Origin of the sequence: Pseudomonas syringae pv. tomato str. DC3000 (genome assembly GCF_000007805.1) — a bacterium.
In the GTDB taxonomy this organism is placed as follows: domain Bacteria; phylum Pseudomonadota; class Gammaproteobacteria; order Pseudomonadales; family Pseudomonadaceae; genus Aquipseudomonas; species Aquipseudomonas avellanae.
Map to the genome: position 1 here is coordinate 5,461,939 of NC_004578.1, position 16,775 is coordinate 5,478,713.

At 60.3% G+C, this 16,775-nt stretch carries 14 protein-coding genes; 5 read left to right on the top strand and 9 right to left on the bottom strand.

The features are described 5' to 3' along the window. Positions 1 to 10: 10 nt before the first annotated feature. The 6 genes from rodA to PSPTO_RS24970 are packed head-to-tail and all read right to left on the bottom strand — an operon-like array spanning position 11 to position 5,942. On the bottom strand, positions 11 to 1,114 hold the full coding sequence (rodA, locus tag PSPTO_RS24945) for a rod shape-determining protein RodA (protein ID WP_007244673.1): 1,104 nt from the start codon (positions 1,112 to 1,114) through the stop codon (positions 11 to 13). Positions 1,115 to 1,145: 31 nt separating this feature from the next. Then, a complete protein-coding gene (gene mrdA / locus PSPTO_RS24950; protein ID WP_011105194.1) occupies positions 1,146 to 3,041 on the bottom strand; it encodes a penicillin-binding protein 2 in 1,896 nt (631 codons plus the stop codon). Positions 3,042 to 3,070: 29 nt separating this feature from the next. Continuing rightward, entirely contained in the window at positions 3,071 to 3,538 is a 468-nt protein-coding gene (gene rlmH / locus PSPTO_RS24955) for a 23S rRNA (pseudouridine(1915)-N(3))-methyltransferase RlmH (protein WP_003313894.1), read from the bottom strand. Positions 3,539 to 3,547: 9 nt separating this feature from the next. Beyond that, the gene (gene rsfS, locus PSPTO_RS24960) at positions 3,548 to 3,934 is read right to left on the bottom strand and encodes a ribosome silencing factor (protein WP_005763231.1); all 387 of its coding nucleotides are present in this window, start codon (positions 3,932 to 3,934) and stop codon (positions 3,548 to 3,550) included. A 60-nt stretch (positions 3,935 to 3,994) separates the two neighbouring features. After that, positions 3,995 to 4,654: a nicotinate-nucleotide adenylyltransferase gene (gene nadD, locus PSPTO_RS24965; protein ID WP_161458274.1), complete on the bottom strand. Its 660-nt coding sequence runs from the start codon at positions 4,652 to 4,654 to the stop codon at positions 3,995 to 3,997. 22 nt (positions 4,655 to 4,676) lie between these two features. Continuing rightward, positions 4,677 to 5,942, bottom strand: a complete 1,266-nt coding sequence (locus tag PSPTO_RS24970) for a glutamate-5-semialdehyde dehydrogenase (protein ID WP_011105195.1) — start codon at positions 5,940 to 5,942, stop codon at positions 4,677 to 4,679. Between the two features lie 282 nt (positions 5,943 to 6,224). Between PSPTO_RS24970 and PSPTO_RS24975 the strand changes: the two genes are divergently transcribed. The 3 genes from PSPTO_RS24975 to PSPTO_RS24985 all read left to right on the top strand — a co-directional run bounded on the left by PSPTO_RS24975 (position 6,225) and on the right by PSPTO_RS24985 (position 10,382). Continuing rightward, complete coding sequence (locus PSPTO_RS24975; protein WP_005763225.1) at positions 6,225 to 6,896, top strand: DNA-3-methyladenine glycosylase; 672 nt, start codon at positions 6,225 to 6,227, stop codon at positions 6,894 to 6,896. 3 nt (positions 6,897 to 6,899) lie between these two features. Further along, the gene (locus PSPTO_RS24980; RefSeq protein ID WP_007244669.1) at positions 6,900 to 8,216 is read left to right on the top strand and encodes a bifunctional DedA family/phosphatase PAP2 family protein; all 1,317 of its coding nucleotides are present in this window, start codon (positions 6,900 to 6,902) and stop codon (positions 8,214 to 8,216) included. A gap of 147 nt (positions 8,217 to 8,363) precedes the next feature. Then, positions 8,364 to 10,382 carry a pilus assembly protein TadG-related protein gene (locus PSPTO_RS24985; RefSeq protein WP_011105196.1) on the top strand — a complete coding sequence of 673 codons (2,019 nt, stop codon included), beginning with the start codon at positions 8,364 to 8,366 and terminating at the stop codon, positions 10,380 to 10,382. Here the strand turns inward: PSPTO_RS24985 and PSPTO_RS24990 are convergent. Beyond that, positions 10,379 to 13,147, bottom strand: coding sequence for a PAS domain-containing sensor histidine kinase (locus tag PSPTO_RS24990; protein ID WP_046463552.1), 2,769 nt, complete (start codon positions 13,145 to 13,147; stop codon positions 10,379 to 10,381). The two genes, PSPTO_RS24985 and PSPTO_RS24990, sit on opposite strands and share 4 nt — an antisense overlap. Next, positions 13,137 to 13,592, bottom strand: coding sequence for a TadE/TadG family type IV pilus assembly protein (locus PSPTO_RS24995; RefSeq protein WP_005763217.1), 456 nt, complete (start codon positions 13,590 to 13,592; stop codon positions 13,137 to 13,139). Before PSPTO_RS24995 ends, PSPTO_RS24990 begins: the two co-directional genes overlap by 11 nt. A 75-nt stretch (positions 13,593 to 13,667) precedes the next feature. Between PSPTO_RS24995 and PSPTO_RS25000 the strand changes: the two genes are divergently transcribed. Then, positions 13,668 to 14,138, top strand: a complete 471-nt coding sequence (locus PSPTO_RS25000; RefSeq protein ID WP_005763215.1) for an A24 family peptidase — start codon at positions 13,668 to 13,670, stop codon at positions 14,136 to 14,138. A 157-nt stretch (positions 14,139 to 14,295) separates the two neighbouring features. Next, positions 14,296 to 15,078 (top strand): response regulator transcription factor, encoded by a 783-nt coding sequence (locus tag PSPTO_RS25005; protein WP_005763213.1) that lies wholly within the window; start codon positions 14,296 to 14,298, stop codon positions 15,076 to 15,078. Positions 15,079 to 15,084: 6 nt separating this feature from the next. Here the strand turns inward: PSPTO_RS25005 and PSPTO_RS25010 are convergent, their stop codons facing one another. Then, positions 15,085 to 16,740 carry a response regulator gene (locus tag PSPTO_RS25010; protein ID WP_011105198.1) on the bottom strand — a complete coding sequence of 552 codons (1,656 nt, stop codon included), beginning with the start codon at positions 16,738 to 16,740 and terminating at the stop codon, positions 15,085 to 15,087. Positions 16,741 to 16,775: the final 35 nt, after the last annotated feature.

Consider the following 16,775-nt stretch of genomic DNA (forward strand, 5'->3'; position numbering starts at 1 on the left):
TTCACCTTAATCAAACTTGAGCGATCCATTTACGGTGTGTATGGATCGACATCAAAACCCCAAACGCTGACAGTAGGGTCACGAGCGAAGTTCCGCCGTAGCTAATGAAGGGCAGTGGTACGCCCACCACTGGCAGCAGGCCACTGACCATACCGATGTTGACGAAAACGTAAACAAAAAACGTCATGGTCAACGCGCCGGCCAGCAATTTGCCGAACAGTGTCTGTGCTTGCGCAGTGATCACCAGCCCGCGACCGATCAGCAACATATAGATGATCAGCAGCGCACAGATGCCCACCAGTCCGAACTCCTCGCCCAGCACCGCAATGATGAAGTCGGTGTGGCTTTCCGGCAGAAAGTCGAGGTGCGACTGGGTGCCCAGCAACCAGCCCTTGCCAAATACGCCGCCCGAACCAATGGCTGCCTTGGACTGGATGATGTTCCAGCCGGTGCCCAGCGGATCGCTTTCCGGGTCGAGAAACGTCAGTACGCGCTGTTTCTGGTAGTCGTGCATGAAGAAGAACCACATGGCCACCGCCGCAGGCACGGCAGCCGCCAGCACACTGAGAATCCAGCGCCAGCGCAGGCCTGCCATGAACAGCACAAAGGCCCCGGACGCCAGAATCAGCAACGATGTGCCGAGGTCGGGCTGGCGCACGATCAGAATGAACGGCACACCGATCAGCGCCAGACTGACCCCGACATGCTTGAGGTGCGGCGGCAACGTGCGCTTGGACAGGTACCAGGCGATGGTCGCCGGCATGATGATCTTGAGAAACTCCGAAGGCTGGAAGCGAATCACGCCGGGAATATTGATCCAGCGGGTCGCACCCATTGCGTTATGGCCCATCACATCCACAACCACCAGCAACAGCACGCCAATCACATAAAGCACCGGCACCCAGCGCGCCATGAAACGGGGCTCCAGCTGGGCAATCACCACCATCGCCACCAGACCGATGCCGAACGAACTGGCCTGCTTGATCAGCAGGTCCCAGTTCTTGCCGCTGGCCGAATACAGGACAAACAGGCTGCCCGCCGCCAGGGTCAGCAGCAGGATCAGCAACGGGCCATCGATATGAATGCGCTGCAGAAACGTGGCGCGGCGACGCATCACGTCTTCGCTGGACAGGATGCGGTCGAAATTACTCTTCACGGGCCGCAGCCTCCAGATTCAGGGAACCGGCGTACTCAGGCTTGAGATGGCCGTTTTCGTCGAGCAGCCAGGCGTCCAGGACCTGACGAACTACAGGTGCAGCCACGCCGGAGCCGGACTCGCCGTTCTCGACCATGACTGCCACAACGATTTTCGGGTTGTCGGCCGGCGCAAAACCGACGAACAAAGCGTGGTCACGGTGACGTTCCTGCACCTTGGTGCGGTCGTATTTCTCGCCTTGCTTGATCGCAACGACCTGCGCCGTACCGCTCTTGCCGGCAATCCGGTATTGCGCACCGATGGCAGCCTTGCGCGCCGTGCCGCGGGCGCCGTGCATCACTTCCTGCATGCCGTGGTTGACCCGTCCCCAGTTGGCCGGATCACGCAGCACGATGTTCGGCATCGGGTTTTCGTCCACCGGCGCTTTGCCCTCGATGGTCCTGGCCAGATGCGGACGGTTCCAGACACCCTTGTTGGCCACCAGCGCGGTCGCCTGGGCCAGTTGCAACGGGGTTGCCTGCATGTAGCCCTGACCGATCCCGAGAATCAGGGTTTCGCCCGGGAACCAGGCCTGACGGCGCGTGGCGCGCTTCCATTCACGGGACGGCATCAGGCCGGGAGACTCTTCGAACATGTCCAGCGACACCTTCTGCCCGATACCAAACTTGTTCATGTAGGCGGCAAGTCGATCAATGCCCACTTTGTGTGCCAGATCGTAGAAGTACGTGTCATTTGAACGCATGATCGCCGTATCCAGGTCCACCCAGCCGTCGCCGGTGCGGTTCCAGTTGCGGTACTTGTGATCGTAATTGGGCAGTTGGTAATACCCAGGATCGAAGACCCTCGAGCCAGGCGTCACAGCGCCGGAGTCCAGCCCTGCAATCGCCACGGCAGGCTTGATGGTCGAACCGGGTGGGTAAAGGCCGCGCAGAATGCGGTTGAACAGTGGCCGGTCGATGGAATCGCGCAGCTCTGCGTAGGCCTTGAAGCTGATACCGGTCACGAACAGGTTCGGATCAAAGCTGGGCGCACTGACCATCGCCAGCACTTCACCGGTAGAAGGGTCCAGCGCAACCACCGCACCACGACGCCCGCCCAGCGCCGCTTCGGCGGCTTCCTGAAGATTGATGTCCAGGCTCAGGACGATGTCCTTGCCGGGGATCGGGTCAGTGCGTTTAAGCACGCGCAGCACGCGGCCACGAGCGTTGGTTTCGACCTCTTCGTAGCCGACCTGACCATGCAGTTCGGCTTCGTAGAAGCGTTCGATACCGGTCTTGCCGATATGGTGCGTACCGCTGTAATTGATCGGGTCGAGGCTCTTGAGCTCTTTTTCGTTGATCCGCCCCATGTAGCCCACCGAGTGCGCAAAATGCGGCCCTTGCGGGTAGTGGCGTACCAGTTGCGCCACCACTTCGACGCCCGGCAGGCGGAACTGGTTGACGGCGATCAGGGCGATTTGCTCTTCGCTCAACTCGAACAGGATCGGCACCGGCTCGAAAGGCCGACGCCCCTGCTTCATGCGTTTTTCGAAAATGATCCGGTCGTCAGGGGTGAGCTGCAGGATCTCGACGATGGTGTCGAGCACGCTGGACCATTCGCCGGAACGCTCGCGGGTCATGCTGAGGCTGAAACTGGGCCGGTTATCCGCCACCACAACGCCGTTGCGGTCGTAGATCAGGCCACGGCTGGGCGGAATGGGCTGAACGTGAACACGATTGTTTTCCGACAGCGTGGAGTGATAGTCGTACTGGATGACCTGCAGGTAATACAGACGGGCAATCAGTACGCACACCAGCAACACGACCGCCACAGCACCGAACACGACCCTGCCGCGCACCAGACGTGCGTCTTTTTCGTGGTCTTTTAGGCGGATCGGTTGAGACATTTAGGCCGTGTTCACAGTAAAGGACGATGCTACTTGTGATAAGGGTGCCCGGACAGAACTGTCCAGGCGCGATACATCTGCTCGCCGATCAGAATGCGTACCAGCGGGTGCGGCAAGGTCAGCGGTGACAGCGACCAGCGCTGCTCACTGCGGGCACAGACCTCCGGTGCCAACCCTTCGGGACCGCCTACCATCAGGTTGACCGTGCGCGCATCAAGGCGCCAGCGATCGAGTTCGACCGCCAACTGCTCAGTGCTCCACGGTTTGCCCTGCACTTCCAGCGTGACAATCCGCTCACCCGGCTGCACTTTGGCCAGCATCGCTTCGCCTTCCTGACGGATAAAGCGCGCGACATCGGCGTTCTTGCCACGGGTATTGAGCGGGATTTCCACCAGTTCAAGCGCAAGCTCGGAAGGCATCCGCTTGGCGTACTCGTGCCAACCTTCTTCCACCCACTTGGGCATGCGTGAACCCACAGCGATCAGACGCAAACGCACATCAAAGCCTTATTCGTTGCCTGGCGTGTGGTGCGCAGCGCTGGCGGCGCGGCTCAGCTCGGCACCTTTCCACAGACGCTCCAGGTCATAGAACTGGCGTGCCGCAGCGGTCATCACGTGAACGATCACATCGCCCAGGTCCAGCAGAACCCAGTCACTGTCGCCCTTGCCTTCTTCGCTCAGGGATTTCAGGCCGGCAGCCTTGACCTTGTCACGAACGTTGTCGACCAATGCGTTCAGCTGGCGATTGGAAGTACCGGTGCAGATCAGCATGTAATCAGCGATGCTGGTCTTTTCACGCACATCGATGGTCAGAATGTCGCCACCCTTGACCTCTTCCAGGGCTGCGATGGCAACCTGCACGACTTCTTCACTGCTCATTTTTTGCTTTGTCATATAAAACTCATTCAGCTCGTATGTGTGGGACCGCCCAAACGCTTATCGATAAAAGCAGTTTCAGGGCGACCCATCAGTGTTCGGCGCACGGTAAAGCCCGTGCACATCGATATAGGCCAGTACCGCGTCTGGCACCAGAAAACGTACCGACTTACCGCTGGCCAGCAGTTGACGGATCTGGGTGGCAGACACCGATAAAGGCGTCTGCCAGACGAATGTAATCTGTCCGCCCGGCCCCTTCAGGGCCTTTGGGTCGCTGACCGCGCGTGCCGCCAGCAGGTTGCGCATGGCATCCGGCGACTCGCTGTCTGCGTCCGGGCGTTGCAGCACCACAATATGGCAGTGCTCCAGCAGTTCTTCCCACCGGTGCCAGGTTGGCAGCCCGCAAAAGGCATCCCAACCCAGCAACAGAAACAACTGGTCCCGAGGCGCCAGTTCGGCGCGCATCGATTCCAGTGTGTCGAGGGTGTACGACGGTTTGTCCCGTTTCAGCTCACGGTCATCCACCGTCAGGGGCGACACGCCTGCAACCGCGCTCCTGACCATCGCCAGACGGTCCTGGGCCGTAACACTCGGCATGTCACGATGCGGAGGCCTGGCGCTGGGCGTCAGGCGCAACTCATCGAGTTCCAGCAGTTCGGCCACTTCAAGCGCACCGCGCAAGTGGCCGATATGAACCGGGTCGAACGTGCCCCCAAGCATGCCGATACGTCTGGGCAGCGTGGTCATGGGGTTGTTCAAGTCAGGCGTGCCCGCGCAATTGGCCATCACCGATCACGATGTACTTCTCGCAGGTCAGCCCTTCCAGCCCGACAGGACCACGGGCGTGCAGCTTATCAGTAGAAATGCCGATCTCGGCACCCAATCCGTATTCAAAGCCGTCAGCGAAGCTCGTCGGGGCATTGACCATGACCGAACTGGAATCGACCTCGGCCATGAACCGGCGAATCTGGCTCTGGTGATCGGACACGATGGCATCGCTGTGATGCGAGCCGTAATGATTGATGTGCTCGATGGCTTCGTCCAGCCCGGACACGACACGAATCGAGAGGATCGCCGCCAGGTACTCGGTGTGCCAGTCGTCTTCGGTGGCCGGCATAACGTCGATCAGCTCGCGGGTGCGCTCACAACCGCGCAACTCGACGCCCTTCTCGCGAAACTGCGCCGCCATGGCAGGCAGAAAATCGGCTGCGATGGTCTGATCGACCAGCAGGGTTTCCATCGCGCCGCAGATACCGTAACGGTAGGTCTTGGCGTTGAAAGCGATCTTTTGCGCCTTGGGCAGATCGGCATGGGCACTGACGTAAACGTGGCAGATGCCGTCCAGATGCTTGATGACCGGCACACGGGCGTCGCGACTGACCCGCTCGATCAGGCCCTTGCCGCCACGCGGAACGATGACGTCCACATATTCAGGCATGGTGATCAGCGCGCCAACCGCCGCACGGTCGGTGGTCTCGACCACCTGCACCACAGCAGCGGGCAGACCGGCTTCAGCCAGACCGCGCGCGATACAGGCGGCAATCGCGCGATTGGAGTGAATGGCTTCGGAGCCACCGCGCAGAATGGTCGCGTTACCGGACTTCAGGCACAGGCTGGCTGCATCGATGGTCACATTCGGACGTGATTCGTAGATGATGCCTACAACGCCCAGCGGCACACGCATCTTGCCAACCTGAATACCCGACGGCCGATAACTCATGTCGCGGATCGCACCTACGGGGTCTGCCAGGCTGGCGACCTGACGCAACCCGACGATCATGCTGTCGATGCGTGCGGGGGTCAGGGCCAGTCGTTCCAGCATTGCCGGCTCAAGGCCGTTGGCCTGACCGTAGGCCAGGTCCAGTGCATTGGCGGCAGACAGCTCGTCGCGGGCTTCGTCCAGAGCGGCGGCGGTGGCCTGCAGGGCGCGGTTCTTCTGCGCGGTGCTGGCACGACCGATCACTCGCGAAGCTTCGCGGGCGGCGCGACCCAGGCGGGTCATGTAGTCAAGAACGGACTCAGTCATGGTCTCAGAGGTCTTGGCGGAGAGGAAAGCGGCCGATTATAGCTGTCGTGGGGCACGAACGACAGCGCAGACAGGCGGATGGTCGATATCAGTGCGCAGATTTATTGGCCGGTGACCAGCATGGCGGCATGTCATGCGCATGCAGATCGCGCATGGCGCTGACTGGATTGTCATGATTCAGTCACGTTCAGAAACAACAAAGCCGTTAATCAAGACACATTCAGCTGCAATTAAAGTTGCGCTTGTTATCATCGGGCACCTTCTCAACGTACCCGTCTGACTATGCCTGCGGCCCTTCAAGACCATTTCTTTCAACGTGATGCCCAAGTGCTCGCCCGCGACCTGCTGGGCAAGGTGATCCGCCACAAAGTGGGTGAACTGTGGCTGGCCGCCCGCATCATCGAAACCGAAGCGTATTACTGCGCCGAAAAAGGCAGCCATGCCTCGTTAGGCTACACGGAGAAGCGCAAGGCGCTGTTCCTCGAAGGCGGCCACATCTATATGTATTACGCGCGTGGCGGTGATTCGCTGAATTTCAGCGCCGAGGGGCCGGGCAATGCGGTGCTGATCAAATCGGCGTTTCCGTGGACCGACGCCACCAGCGATGAAAATGCGTTGGCGCAGATGCAACTGAACAACCCCGATGCCAGTGGCGCAATTCGCCCGCCGCAGCGGCTTTGCGCCGGCCAGACGCTGCTGTGCAAGGCGCTTGGCCTGAAAGTACCCGCATGGGACGCCAAGCGCTTCGACCCGCAACGGTTGCTGGTCGAAGACGTCGGCCAGACACCCGAGCGCATTATCCAGACCACCCGACTGGGCATCCCCAGCGGACGCGACGAACACCTCATGTATCGCTTTGTGGACGCCGGCTACGCCCGCTTCTGTACACGGAACCCTCTCAGACGCGGTCAGGTCGAAGGCCGCGACTACTTATTTCTCGATCAAGGAAACTGACCCATGGGCGACCTGCTCAATGGCATGACCGGCTGGCTGACGGCGAACCCTTCCTGGGTGGCTGTCGCGATCTTTTTAGTCGCATTCACCGAATGCGTCGCGATTGTCGGGATCGTTGTGCCGGGCACCGTGATCATGTTTGCGATTGCCGCGCTGGCGGGTAGCGGCATTCTGCCGTTGAGCGAAGTGCTGTTACTGGGCTTTCTGGGCGGGCTGCTGGGGGACGCGGTGTCTTACTTCATCGGCAGGCGCTTTCATCAGAACATTCGCCAGTTGCCGGGCCTGCGCACCCACCCGGAATGGATGGCCGGCGCCGAGAGCTACTTCCATCGCTATGGCATTGCCAGCCTGCTGGTGGGGCGCTTCATCGGCCCTTTGCGGCCGATGCTGCCGATGATTGCCGGCATGTGCGACATGCCGCTGCCGCGCTTTATCGCCGTCAGCGTGCTCGCCGCCGCTGGCTGGTCGATTGCCTACCTGATGCCGGGCTGGGCTGCGGGCGCTGCCATTCGCCTGCCGTTGCCAGAGGGCTTCTGGCCAGAGGCGGCAGTGGTCGGCACCGGGCTGGCGGTGCTGTTCGGGCTGAGCATTCAAAGCAGCGTGCGCCAGAAACGCTACGCAACCAAGCTGATTTCCGTGCTCAGCCTGACGCTGGTCGCCGCGCTGTTCATCGGCTGGCCTTACCTGGCTGATTTCGACAACGGCCTGATGACGCTCATCCAGGAACACCGCAGCGAAGCCGCGCAGAACATCGTGCTGTTCGTCACCAGCATCGGCGACTTCAAGGCCCAGTTGCTCGCGGCCTCCCTGCTGATCATTGTCCTGGCGGTTGCGAGGCAGTGGCGCCACGCGACCTTCGCCCTGGCTGCCACGCTGGGCACCGCTGTCGCCAACGGCCTCCTGAAAACCTTCTTCGCCCGCGCCCGTCCGGACGTGCTGGTCGACCCCTTGACCACCTACAGCATGCCCAGCGGGCACAGCTCCGCAGCCTTTGCGCTGTTCATGACGCTTGCCGTGCTGGCCGGGCGTGGCCAGCCAGTGCGCCTGCGTCTGAGCTGGATGTTGCTGTGTGGCATTCCGGCCTTGGCGATTGCCTTGTCGAGGGTGTATCTGGGAGTGCACTGGCCAACCGACGTGCTGGCCGGGATGCTGCTGGCGTTCTGCGTTTGCGCCGCCAGCCTCGCATTCATTCAGCGCAAGGAACCCCTGCCAGCCATGTCGGTACGGGTCTGGTGGCTGATCGTCCCGGCGATGACCGCACTGCTCGGTATATTTGCGGTGCGCGCCCTGTCGCATGCGGTGCTGCGCTATCAGTACTGATCAGCACACCTGATCGCACCTGCGTCGCACCCGCTGAAACGGGTGCGATACTTCGCAAATCTGGCACCTTGCCATTGCTCTTTCGACACGTTGACTACACTGCCTTTTAACAGGTGAGTAAGCGACGGCGTTGTCGAAGGAGTGCTGATGTCCGCCCTGAATCGTTACACAGCAATGCCCGCTCGGCAGCGCGGCGCAATCGGCCTGATCGCGGCGCTGACGCTGGGGCTGGCGTTGTTGTGTGCGCTGGTCGTGGTCGACAGCGGCAGGCTGTACCTGGAGAAACGCTCGCTGCAACGGGTTGCGGATATCGCCGCGCTGGAGGCCGCAGGACGCAGAGGAGCGTGCAGCGGTGCGGCCAGTGCGCCCGACTTTGCCAACCAGAGTGCCATCCGTAACGGTTTTACCCCGAACACCGATGGCCGCACGCTGGTGACTCGCTGCGGAACGCTCACGGTAGGCGCACTGAGCCAGCGCGTGTTCGTCGCCGATTCCACCCAGGCGCTGGCCATTCAGGTGGTCGCCTCTCATCCGGTGCCGCGCAGCATTGCCGCAGGCATTGGTGCTGCGTTCGATAAATCACCATCGCCTGCCAACGTCACGCTCAGCGCCACAGCCGTTGCCGCCAGCGCCGCACCTCTGGTGGCGCTGACCATCCGCAGTGCAACCATGACGGTGGACAGCACCCGGGCGGCCATTCTGAACCCGGTCATTGGCAGCCTGCTCGGCGGGTCACTCAACCTCAGCGTTGCGAACTGGCAGGGCCTTGCCAGCACCGACCTCAGCCTGCTCAGCTACCTGAACCGGCTCAAGACTGACCTCAACCTGACGGCAGTCGGCTACAGCGATGTACTCAACACGTCGGTTTCGGTCAGCCAGTTGATCCAGAGTGCCATCAATGTGCTCGACCCCGGCGCAACCTTGACCGGTACGGCCACTATTGCCGGCCTGCAGGCCTTGAAGCTGGCGGCCGGTGCAACCACGGTGGTGCTGGGCGACCTGTTGTCGATACAGGGCAGTTCGGACATCGCCGCACTAAACACCAATCTACGCCTGCTGGACCTGGTTCAGGGCCTCGCGCAGTTGGCCAATGACAAGACCGGAATCTCCACGGCTGCGCAAATCAACGTAGGCACCCTGGCGCAGGTCACGACGCGCATTCAGGTCGTCGAGCCACCTCAGTTGTCGGCCATCGGCGACCCGAGCAAGATCGACCCGCTCAATCCCAAAACCGGTGCCAACCGGATCTACGTGCGCACGGCGCAGATGCGTGCGCTGGTGTCGATCAACCTGCCGGTGCTGGGCAACATTAATTCTCTGGTCAGTACGGCAACCTCGGTGGTTGGCAGCCTGACGCCAATCCTCAACAGCGCGTTGAGTCTGAATATTGCTGGCGTACTAGGCTCCACAACCTGTGCGCTGGGCCTGAACAGCTGTATGGTCACCGATATCAAGCTTCTGACCTCCGGCACCTCCGGCCCCCGAATCGACCTGAGCCTGGCGCTGGCCAGTGCCGACACCTATGTCACCGGCTTCACCTGCACCAGCAATACCAATAAAACCCTCAGCGTCAAAACCGATGCGGCACTGCTCAGCGCCAAGGTTGGCTTGATCAATGACGGTTTTCCTGCCAGCACGGATCCCACGGCAATAACCACCACACCGCTGCCCGTACTCGATATCGGCACTCAAACCTGCCAGAAAATATTGGGGCTGCTAGGCAACTGCACCGCTCGTACCCCCTTCGGCGGCGGTGGCATCGGCCTCACGTTCGACACGGTCAGCCAGTCACAATTGGGCAGCTCGACGGTCGTCAGCACCATCTTCAGCTCACCCAACCTCCCTGAAATCAACAGCGCGCCGTACTTTCTGACCGGCGTTGCAAACACCAAACCCAGCACATTGCTCAACGGCACGGTTTCCAGTGTGAAGGTAAACGTCTATAAACCCGCGACCAGCAACGTGTTGGGCAATGTCATCACTGGAACGGCAGTAACACTGAACAGCCTGACCGTTGCACTCGACGCCATCGTCGACAATACGCTCACAAACTTGCTGACGACGGTCGTCGACCCGCTGTTCGAGTCGCTTGGCCTGAACCTGGGCGCCACCGACGTCGGGGCCAATCTGAGCTGCAACATCGGCCAGGCAAAGCTGATCATCTAGCCTTCATTGAAGATCGGCAGTTCGATGCGAAAACGCGCGCCCTCGCCCACGTTGCTGACACTGAGCTGGCCGCCCATCTGATCGACGATGCCGTAACTGACCGACAAGCCCAGCCCGGTGCCGACCCCGACAGGCTTGGTGGTGAAGAACGGCTCGAAAATGCGCTCCAGCAAACGCGGGTCAATACCGCCGCCGTTGTCCTGAACCACCAGGCGGATGATATTTTCATCCCGCTCGGCTTCGACACTGATCCACGGCTCGAACTCACGGTCTTTTTCACGCCGCGACAGCAAGGCATCCCGGGCATTGACCATCAGGTTGATCAGCACCTGCTCCAGCTGATCGACATGCCCACGCACCCGCACCGCCTCAATCATGCTCCCGACGCGAATCTGCACGCCCTTGCCTTTCATGCCCTCGGCCAGCATCGAAAGAGTGCCTTCAACGGCCTGAGCCGGATCGAACAGTTGCTCTTCGACCTCGGAACGCCGACCGAACACCCGCATGTGGTCAACCACACGGGCGGCACGTTGCACCTGCGTGTCGATACGCGTGAGTTTTTCAGTGAGGTATTCGATATCCACATCGCCCCTGCTAAGGCGCTTCAAGACGTTGACCACCGCCATGCGCATGACGTTGAGCGGCTGATTGATCTCGTGAGCCAGTCCGGTGGACATTTCGCCGAGCGTCGCCATCTTGGCGCTCTGATTCAACTGCATCCTCGAGCGGCGCACGTCGGTGTTGTCGCGGCCCACGGCCTGCACCTCGACCAGCGTGCCATGCTCATCGAAAATGCCCCGGTCGGCCCACACCCACCAGGCGTATTCACGGCCGGGCAACTCGATGCAGATTTCTTCGGTGCTCAACGGCGCCTCAGGCGTCAGCAGGCCGATGCGCCGAATGAACGCTTCGCGCTGCTCATCCGAGAGCCAGTCGCCGAGATTGATCCCGGTCAGTTGCTCCGGGGTGCATTCCATGTAGTTGGCCAGCGGCCGGTTGCCGAAACTGAGCACCAGATCAGGCGAATAGCGACAGATCATCGCTGGAGAATCTTCAACCAGAATGCGATAGCGCTCTTCGCTCTGGCGCACTTGCTCGGCCGCCAGTGTGGCTTCGGTAACATCCAGCCATAAACCGACTGCCTCCACCGGCATGCCGAGGTCATCGCGCAACAGCCGGGCCTCGTCCAGCAGCCAGTGATAATTGCCACCCTTGTCGCGCAACCGGTATCGCCGGCTGACCAAGCCTTCACGCAGCAACTGCCGATTGCGCTCGAACCAGATGTCGCGGTCTTCGGGGTGGATGTATTCAGCCAGTTGCCCCTCGATGCAGTCGGCCAGCGTCCAGCCCAGCAAAGGCGTGAGGCTGTCACTGAAAAAAGTCGGCTCCAGGTTGCCTTGATCGTAACGCTGCACGTAGATCACCGCCGGTGAGCTGGCAATCAGGTTATCCAGCCGGGCATGGGCGGCAGCCGCCTCGGTTTCCTGGTTCTTGATATCGCTGACATCGAGCATGAAACCCAGCACGCGCTTCACCTGCCCGCTGATCAGCGCCTGGCCCTGAATACGAAACCAAAGGGTTTCCTGCGCGGGGTCACTCTGCGCCAGACGCACGCAGAGCAGCAATGGCGTGCCTTTGTCACGCAACTGGGCGAGACGGCTGGAAAGCTCCTGGCGGTCTGCCGGATGAATCATCGCCAGCCAGTCCTGACGTGACAGGCTTTCGACCCTGTCAGCCAGACGCAGACTGCGCGCCAGTTGCGGGGCCAGCAGGACCTCGTCGCTGGCGGGCATCAGCTCCCACCACCCGGTACCCAGCAGCCCTTGAAGCACGGCCAGCCGCTCGACGTGGTGACGGTTGTGCTGTTCGGACAAGCGAAACAGCACCGGACCTGCCAGCGCCGAGCAGAGGTTCAGCCACTCACGCTCACCGAGGTCGGGTGCCTGCTGTCGCGGGTCATAGAAGCCGAACATCAGCCAGGCTTTGGGAGCGTTGTCACGACTGTGCGGGATCAGAAAACCGTCAGCGTTAGCGAACACACTCTGCAACGGCCCTTGATCGACGCCGCTGCCAAACCTCAATTGATGGGTGATATTGGCATCGAAGCGGTCCAGCGCCGTCCCCAGTCGCTGTCCGACCTGCCACAGTTCCGGTGCCGTATGCGCGCTGTACTGGCAGTAGACACGCCAGCCGACACCGCTAACCTCCGGCAACACCAGCGCCACACAAGGAATACGCCACAGCTGCGCCAGCTCTTCCAGCTGTTCGGCCGCCACCGCCGTCAGCCGTTCCACGTTGCACACACGCACACGCTCGGCCATCTGCCCGGCGAACCGCAAGCACTGCTGGCGACTGCGAGCGGCGTTGGCTTCTTCCATCAGGTCGCTGATATCCAGCAATTGCAGCAGCCAGCCCTTGCCGTGCGCCTGGACCCAGCCGCGGGCGTGCAAGGTGTGCGTGTCGGCGCTCTTGAAGTCCAGATCGAGCATGTGCCCCAGCCAGTCATGCGGCACCCCTTCAACGACCAGCGCGCTATTGGGCAGCAGCAGGTTCATCAGCCGCAGAGCAGCGAACGTCGGCGCTGCCATGCCCAGTCGCGCAAGCAATTGCGGGCTGATGCTCTGTATCCGCCCCTCTTCGTCAAGCAGTAGATAAAGGTCGGCGCCGATCGGATCGGGCTCGCTGGACACAGGCAAGGTCTGCGGCGAAGACGGCGCTTCACCGCGTCCGAGCCACCGGCTCAGGCGATTCTTTTCATGGGACAAGTTGCAGGCTCGCTTGGGCGGTCAGATTGGTCGGCAAACGCGGGATCTCACCGATGCCGGGCAGGGTCAGCAGCGGCAATACCTGGGTCAGTCGGGTCTTGGGATACTGGATGGTGACGGTCAGCACACCGGCGGTGTAAGTCACGTTGGTATAACTTGCACTGAAGCCCAACGCAGGCGGCATCCATGACAACTGGCTCATCACGACACTCTGTGCCTGGCTTTTCAATAGACTGTTATAATTTGTAACTGTCGGACTGAGGGCGACACTTCGGCGCACGGCTTCACTGGCCGCCGCATTGAATGACTGCATCATCAGCAACGGCAGGCTATAACTCACCACGCCGTAGAACACCGCAAAGAACACCACGAATACAGCAGCGAACTCAATAGCAGCGGCACCCTGTTGCTTATCGGGAAAGGTCTGCTGCGCACGTGTTTTCATTTCAACGTCTACCCTGACATCTACGACCTTTGAACAGCATAGGTTCTTTACGGAAAACGGGATGTTTTTTGCGTGATGAAATTATTTTTTCTGCTGGTCTGGTTTGCAATTTGCGCCGAACAGGATGCGCGCCGCAAGGAAATTCTCAACGGGCTGACACTGGGCGCCGCAGCGCTGGCTGCCGGCTATCTGGCCGTTACCGGCCTGACCTGGCTGGGCTCGCCGCCGCTTGAAGGCGCCCTGGCGCTGGTGCTGGCCTTGGCCCTGACACTGCCCGGTTACACGCTGGGCAGGCTGGGCGCTGCAGACGTCAAGTTGATGACGGCATTGGCGCTTGCATCAAACACTGCCTATTTGTTATGCACGTTTATTGGCGCAGGCGTCGCGATGCTGGCATGGGCCTTGATAGGTAAAAGAGTCTGGCCTCTTATACACCAACAGGTTACGCAGCGTTATAAACACATGAATCCCGGGACGCCAGACAAATATCCTTTCTCACCGTTCTTATTGATCGGCCTGCTGCTGACAGTGTGTGTTATCCATTAGTCGAATGAAAATATAATGCTATGTACATAGTCGGAAAGTACGACTACGGTTGAGACATCGCGCTCGCGTAACGTCGCGTATGCAAACAGAACTTGATCATGTTTTGCTGAATGGATAAAGGTCCCGGCTTGCCGGCCTTAACAGCATGGAGTCGCATGTGAATAACTACCCGGTCCCAAAAATTCTGGTGGTCGATGACCAACCTTTGATCGTTGAAGAACTCGGCGAGTTTCTGGAAGGCTGCGGCTATGCGTGTGTGCGCTGTCATTCAAGCCTTGAAGCCATCGAGCACTTTGCCAACGACAGCGCCATCGGCATCGTGCTGTGCGATCTGGAAATGCCCGGCATGAATGGCATCGAAATGGTCGAAGCCATGAAGATGGCGGGCGGCAAGACGCATTTGTTCGAAGCCATCATGCTGACCGGGCAAGCCGAGAAAAAGGATGTCATCAAGGCGCTGCGGGCCGGCATTGCCGATTACTACCAGAAGCCGGTCAATCTTGATGAGCTGCTGGAAGGCGTTCAGTCGCAGGTAGAAGCGCTGGCCGAGCGCCAGAAAAACCGCCAGCAATTGGGCCTGCTGAACGAGAAACTCCAGTTTCTGGCGGCGTCCATTGACGATCTTTATCAGAATCTGGACAGCGCTCAGAACACGCCGCAGGCCGGGCGCAAACCACGGCTCAATGCTGAAAATGACTCACAGATGCCGGTGGCTCTGGCCAAACTGTCACGTCGCCAGCTCGATGTGGCGCGGCTGGTCAGTACCGGGTTGACCAATTATCAGATTGCCTGCGAACTGGGCATTACCGAAAACACCGTAAAACTTTACGTGTCGCAGGTTCTGCGCCTGACCCATATGCATAACCGCACTCAACTGGCGCTGGCATTTTCACCCGGTAAAAGCGGGGAGCGGCAGCGGCTTATCGAAAGCCAGGGGTAAGACTGCTCAGGCCTCGATTTCTGCCAGCACGATGTGATAAGGCGCTTGCACCAGCGCCGAGTGCACCTGATTGCGCCCTGCATGCTTGGCGCGATACAGCGCGTTGTCGGCCTGGGAGGCAAGGCTCAGGCTGTCATCATCTGCACCGAGGCAAACCACGCCGGCACTGAAGGTGCAGAACAGGTCCGCAGGCTGCGCCGGGTAGTGAATCTCCGCAAAGCGGTGACGGATTTCATCGAGCACCTTGTGGGCGTTATGAATGTCGGTGTCGGGCATGACAATGGCGAACTCTTCACCGCCGTAACGACCGATGAAATCGGTTTTACGCAGTCGCTGCTTGAGGAACAGTGCCAGGCTCTTGATGACCCGATCCCCCATTGGATGGCCGTGGCTGTCGTTGACCCGTTTGAAATGGTCGATATCGAGCATGGCAAAACACAGCGGCTTGCCTTCACGTCGCGAACGAAAACTGCAATCTTCCAGCAGTTGCAGGATGTGCGTGTGGTTGTAGAGCCCGGTCAGGCTGTCACGAACCATGCGCGACTTGAGGTTACGAGCCCTGGCGGCGCGATTGCGCACCGTGGTGATCAAGTGGCGCGGCTTGATCGGCTTGGTCAGGAAGTCATCGCCGCCTTCGCTCATGGCATCGAGCTGCTTGTCCTGGTCATCCTCGGCCGACAGGTAAATGATCGGCACACTAACGTAACGGTCGTTGTGGCGAATGACCTTGGCCAGTTCGGTGCCGGTACAGCCGGGCATGTACATGTCGAGAATGATCAGGTCCGGCTGAAAATCGGCGAGTTCGGACATCGCCTGAATAGGGTCAATGAGCACCCGCGTCACGATCCCGGCGGCATTCAGCACGCGTTCGGTGTGCATAGCCTGGGCACGGGAATCATCGATGATCAGCACTTTATAAGGCTCGTATTGCGCCACGCAGGTCAGCACTTCGATTTTTTCCAGCAGGCTCGATGCTTCCAGCGCGCCGGTCAGAAACTCCTCACCACCGGCGCGCACCGCTGCCAGCCGGGTCGGCGTGTCGGTTTCATGCACACTGAAAAACAACAGCGGCAGCTTTTGCTCCAACCCTTCCTGCGCCTGCGAGGCCAGCTCCAAGCCCATGCCAGGACCGCTGAAATCGACGTCCATGACAATAGCCGCCGGGTGCCGCTGCGCCATGGCACGCTGGAAATCGGCAACGCTGTGCAGTGAAAGGGCCGACAAACCGAAAAACTCCAGCTGTTTGGCCAGACGCTCGGCCCGCTCATGGTCCTGAAGCACCACGTAAACCGGCTTGCGCAGCGGCGGCAGCGACGTTTGCTCGAGCCGGTCGCCATGCCGCAGCCCGGTGCGCGACAGGCGCTGCATGAGGCGATTGAGTTCTGTGATGACGTGGCTGTTGAGCCGGCCGCGATTGGCGTCAACCGCGTCCAGTGACTGATTGATCTCGTGAGCCAGGGCCACATGCTCAGCTTGCTCGAAGCGCTCGGCAAAACGCATCAGACGCAGCGTGGCCTCTTTGAGCTCGGCCATGTCGGCAACCGACCACTGGGCTTTTTGCAGGCGTTGCCACGTCTCCAGAATCTGCCGAGCCTGATGAATGACCCTTTGGGCAAAGTGATGCTTGAGACGATCGCGGCTAGGATCTTCGAGCTCGGTCATATTCAGACTACTGTTGATTTACTGAGCGAAATGGC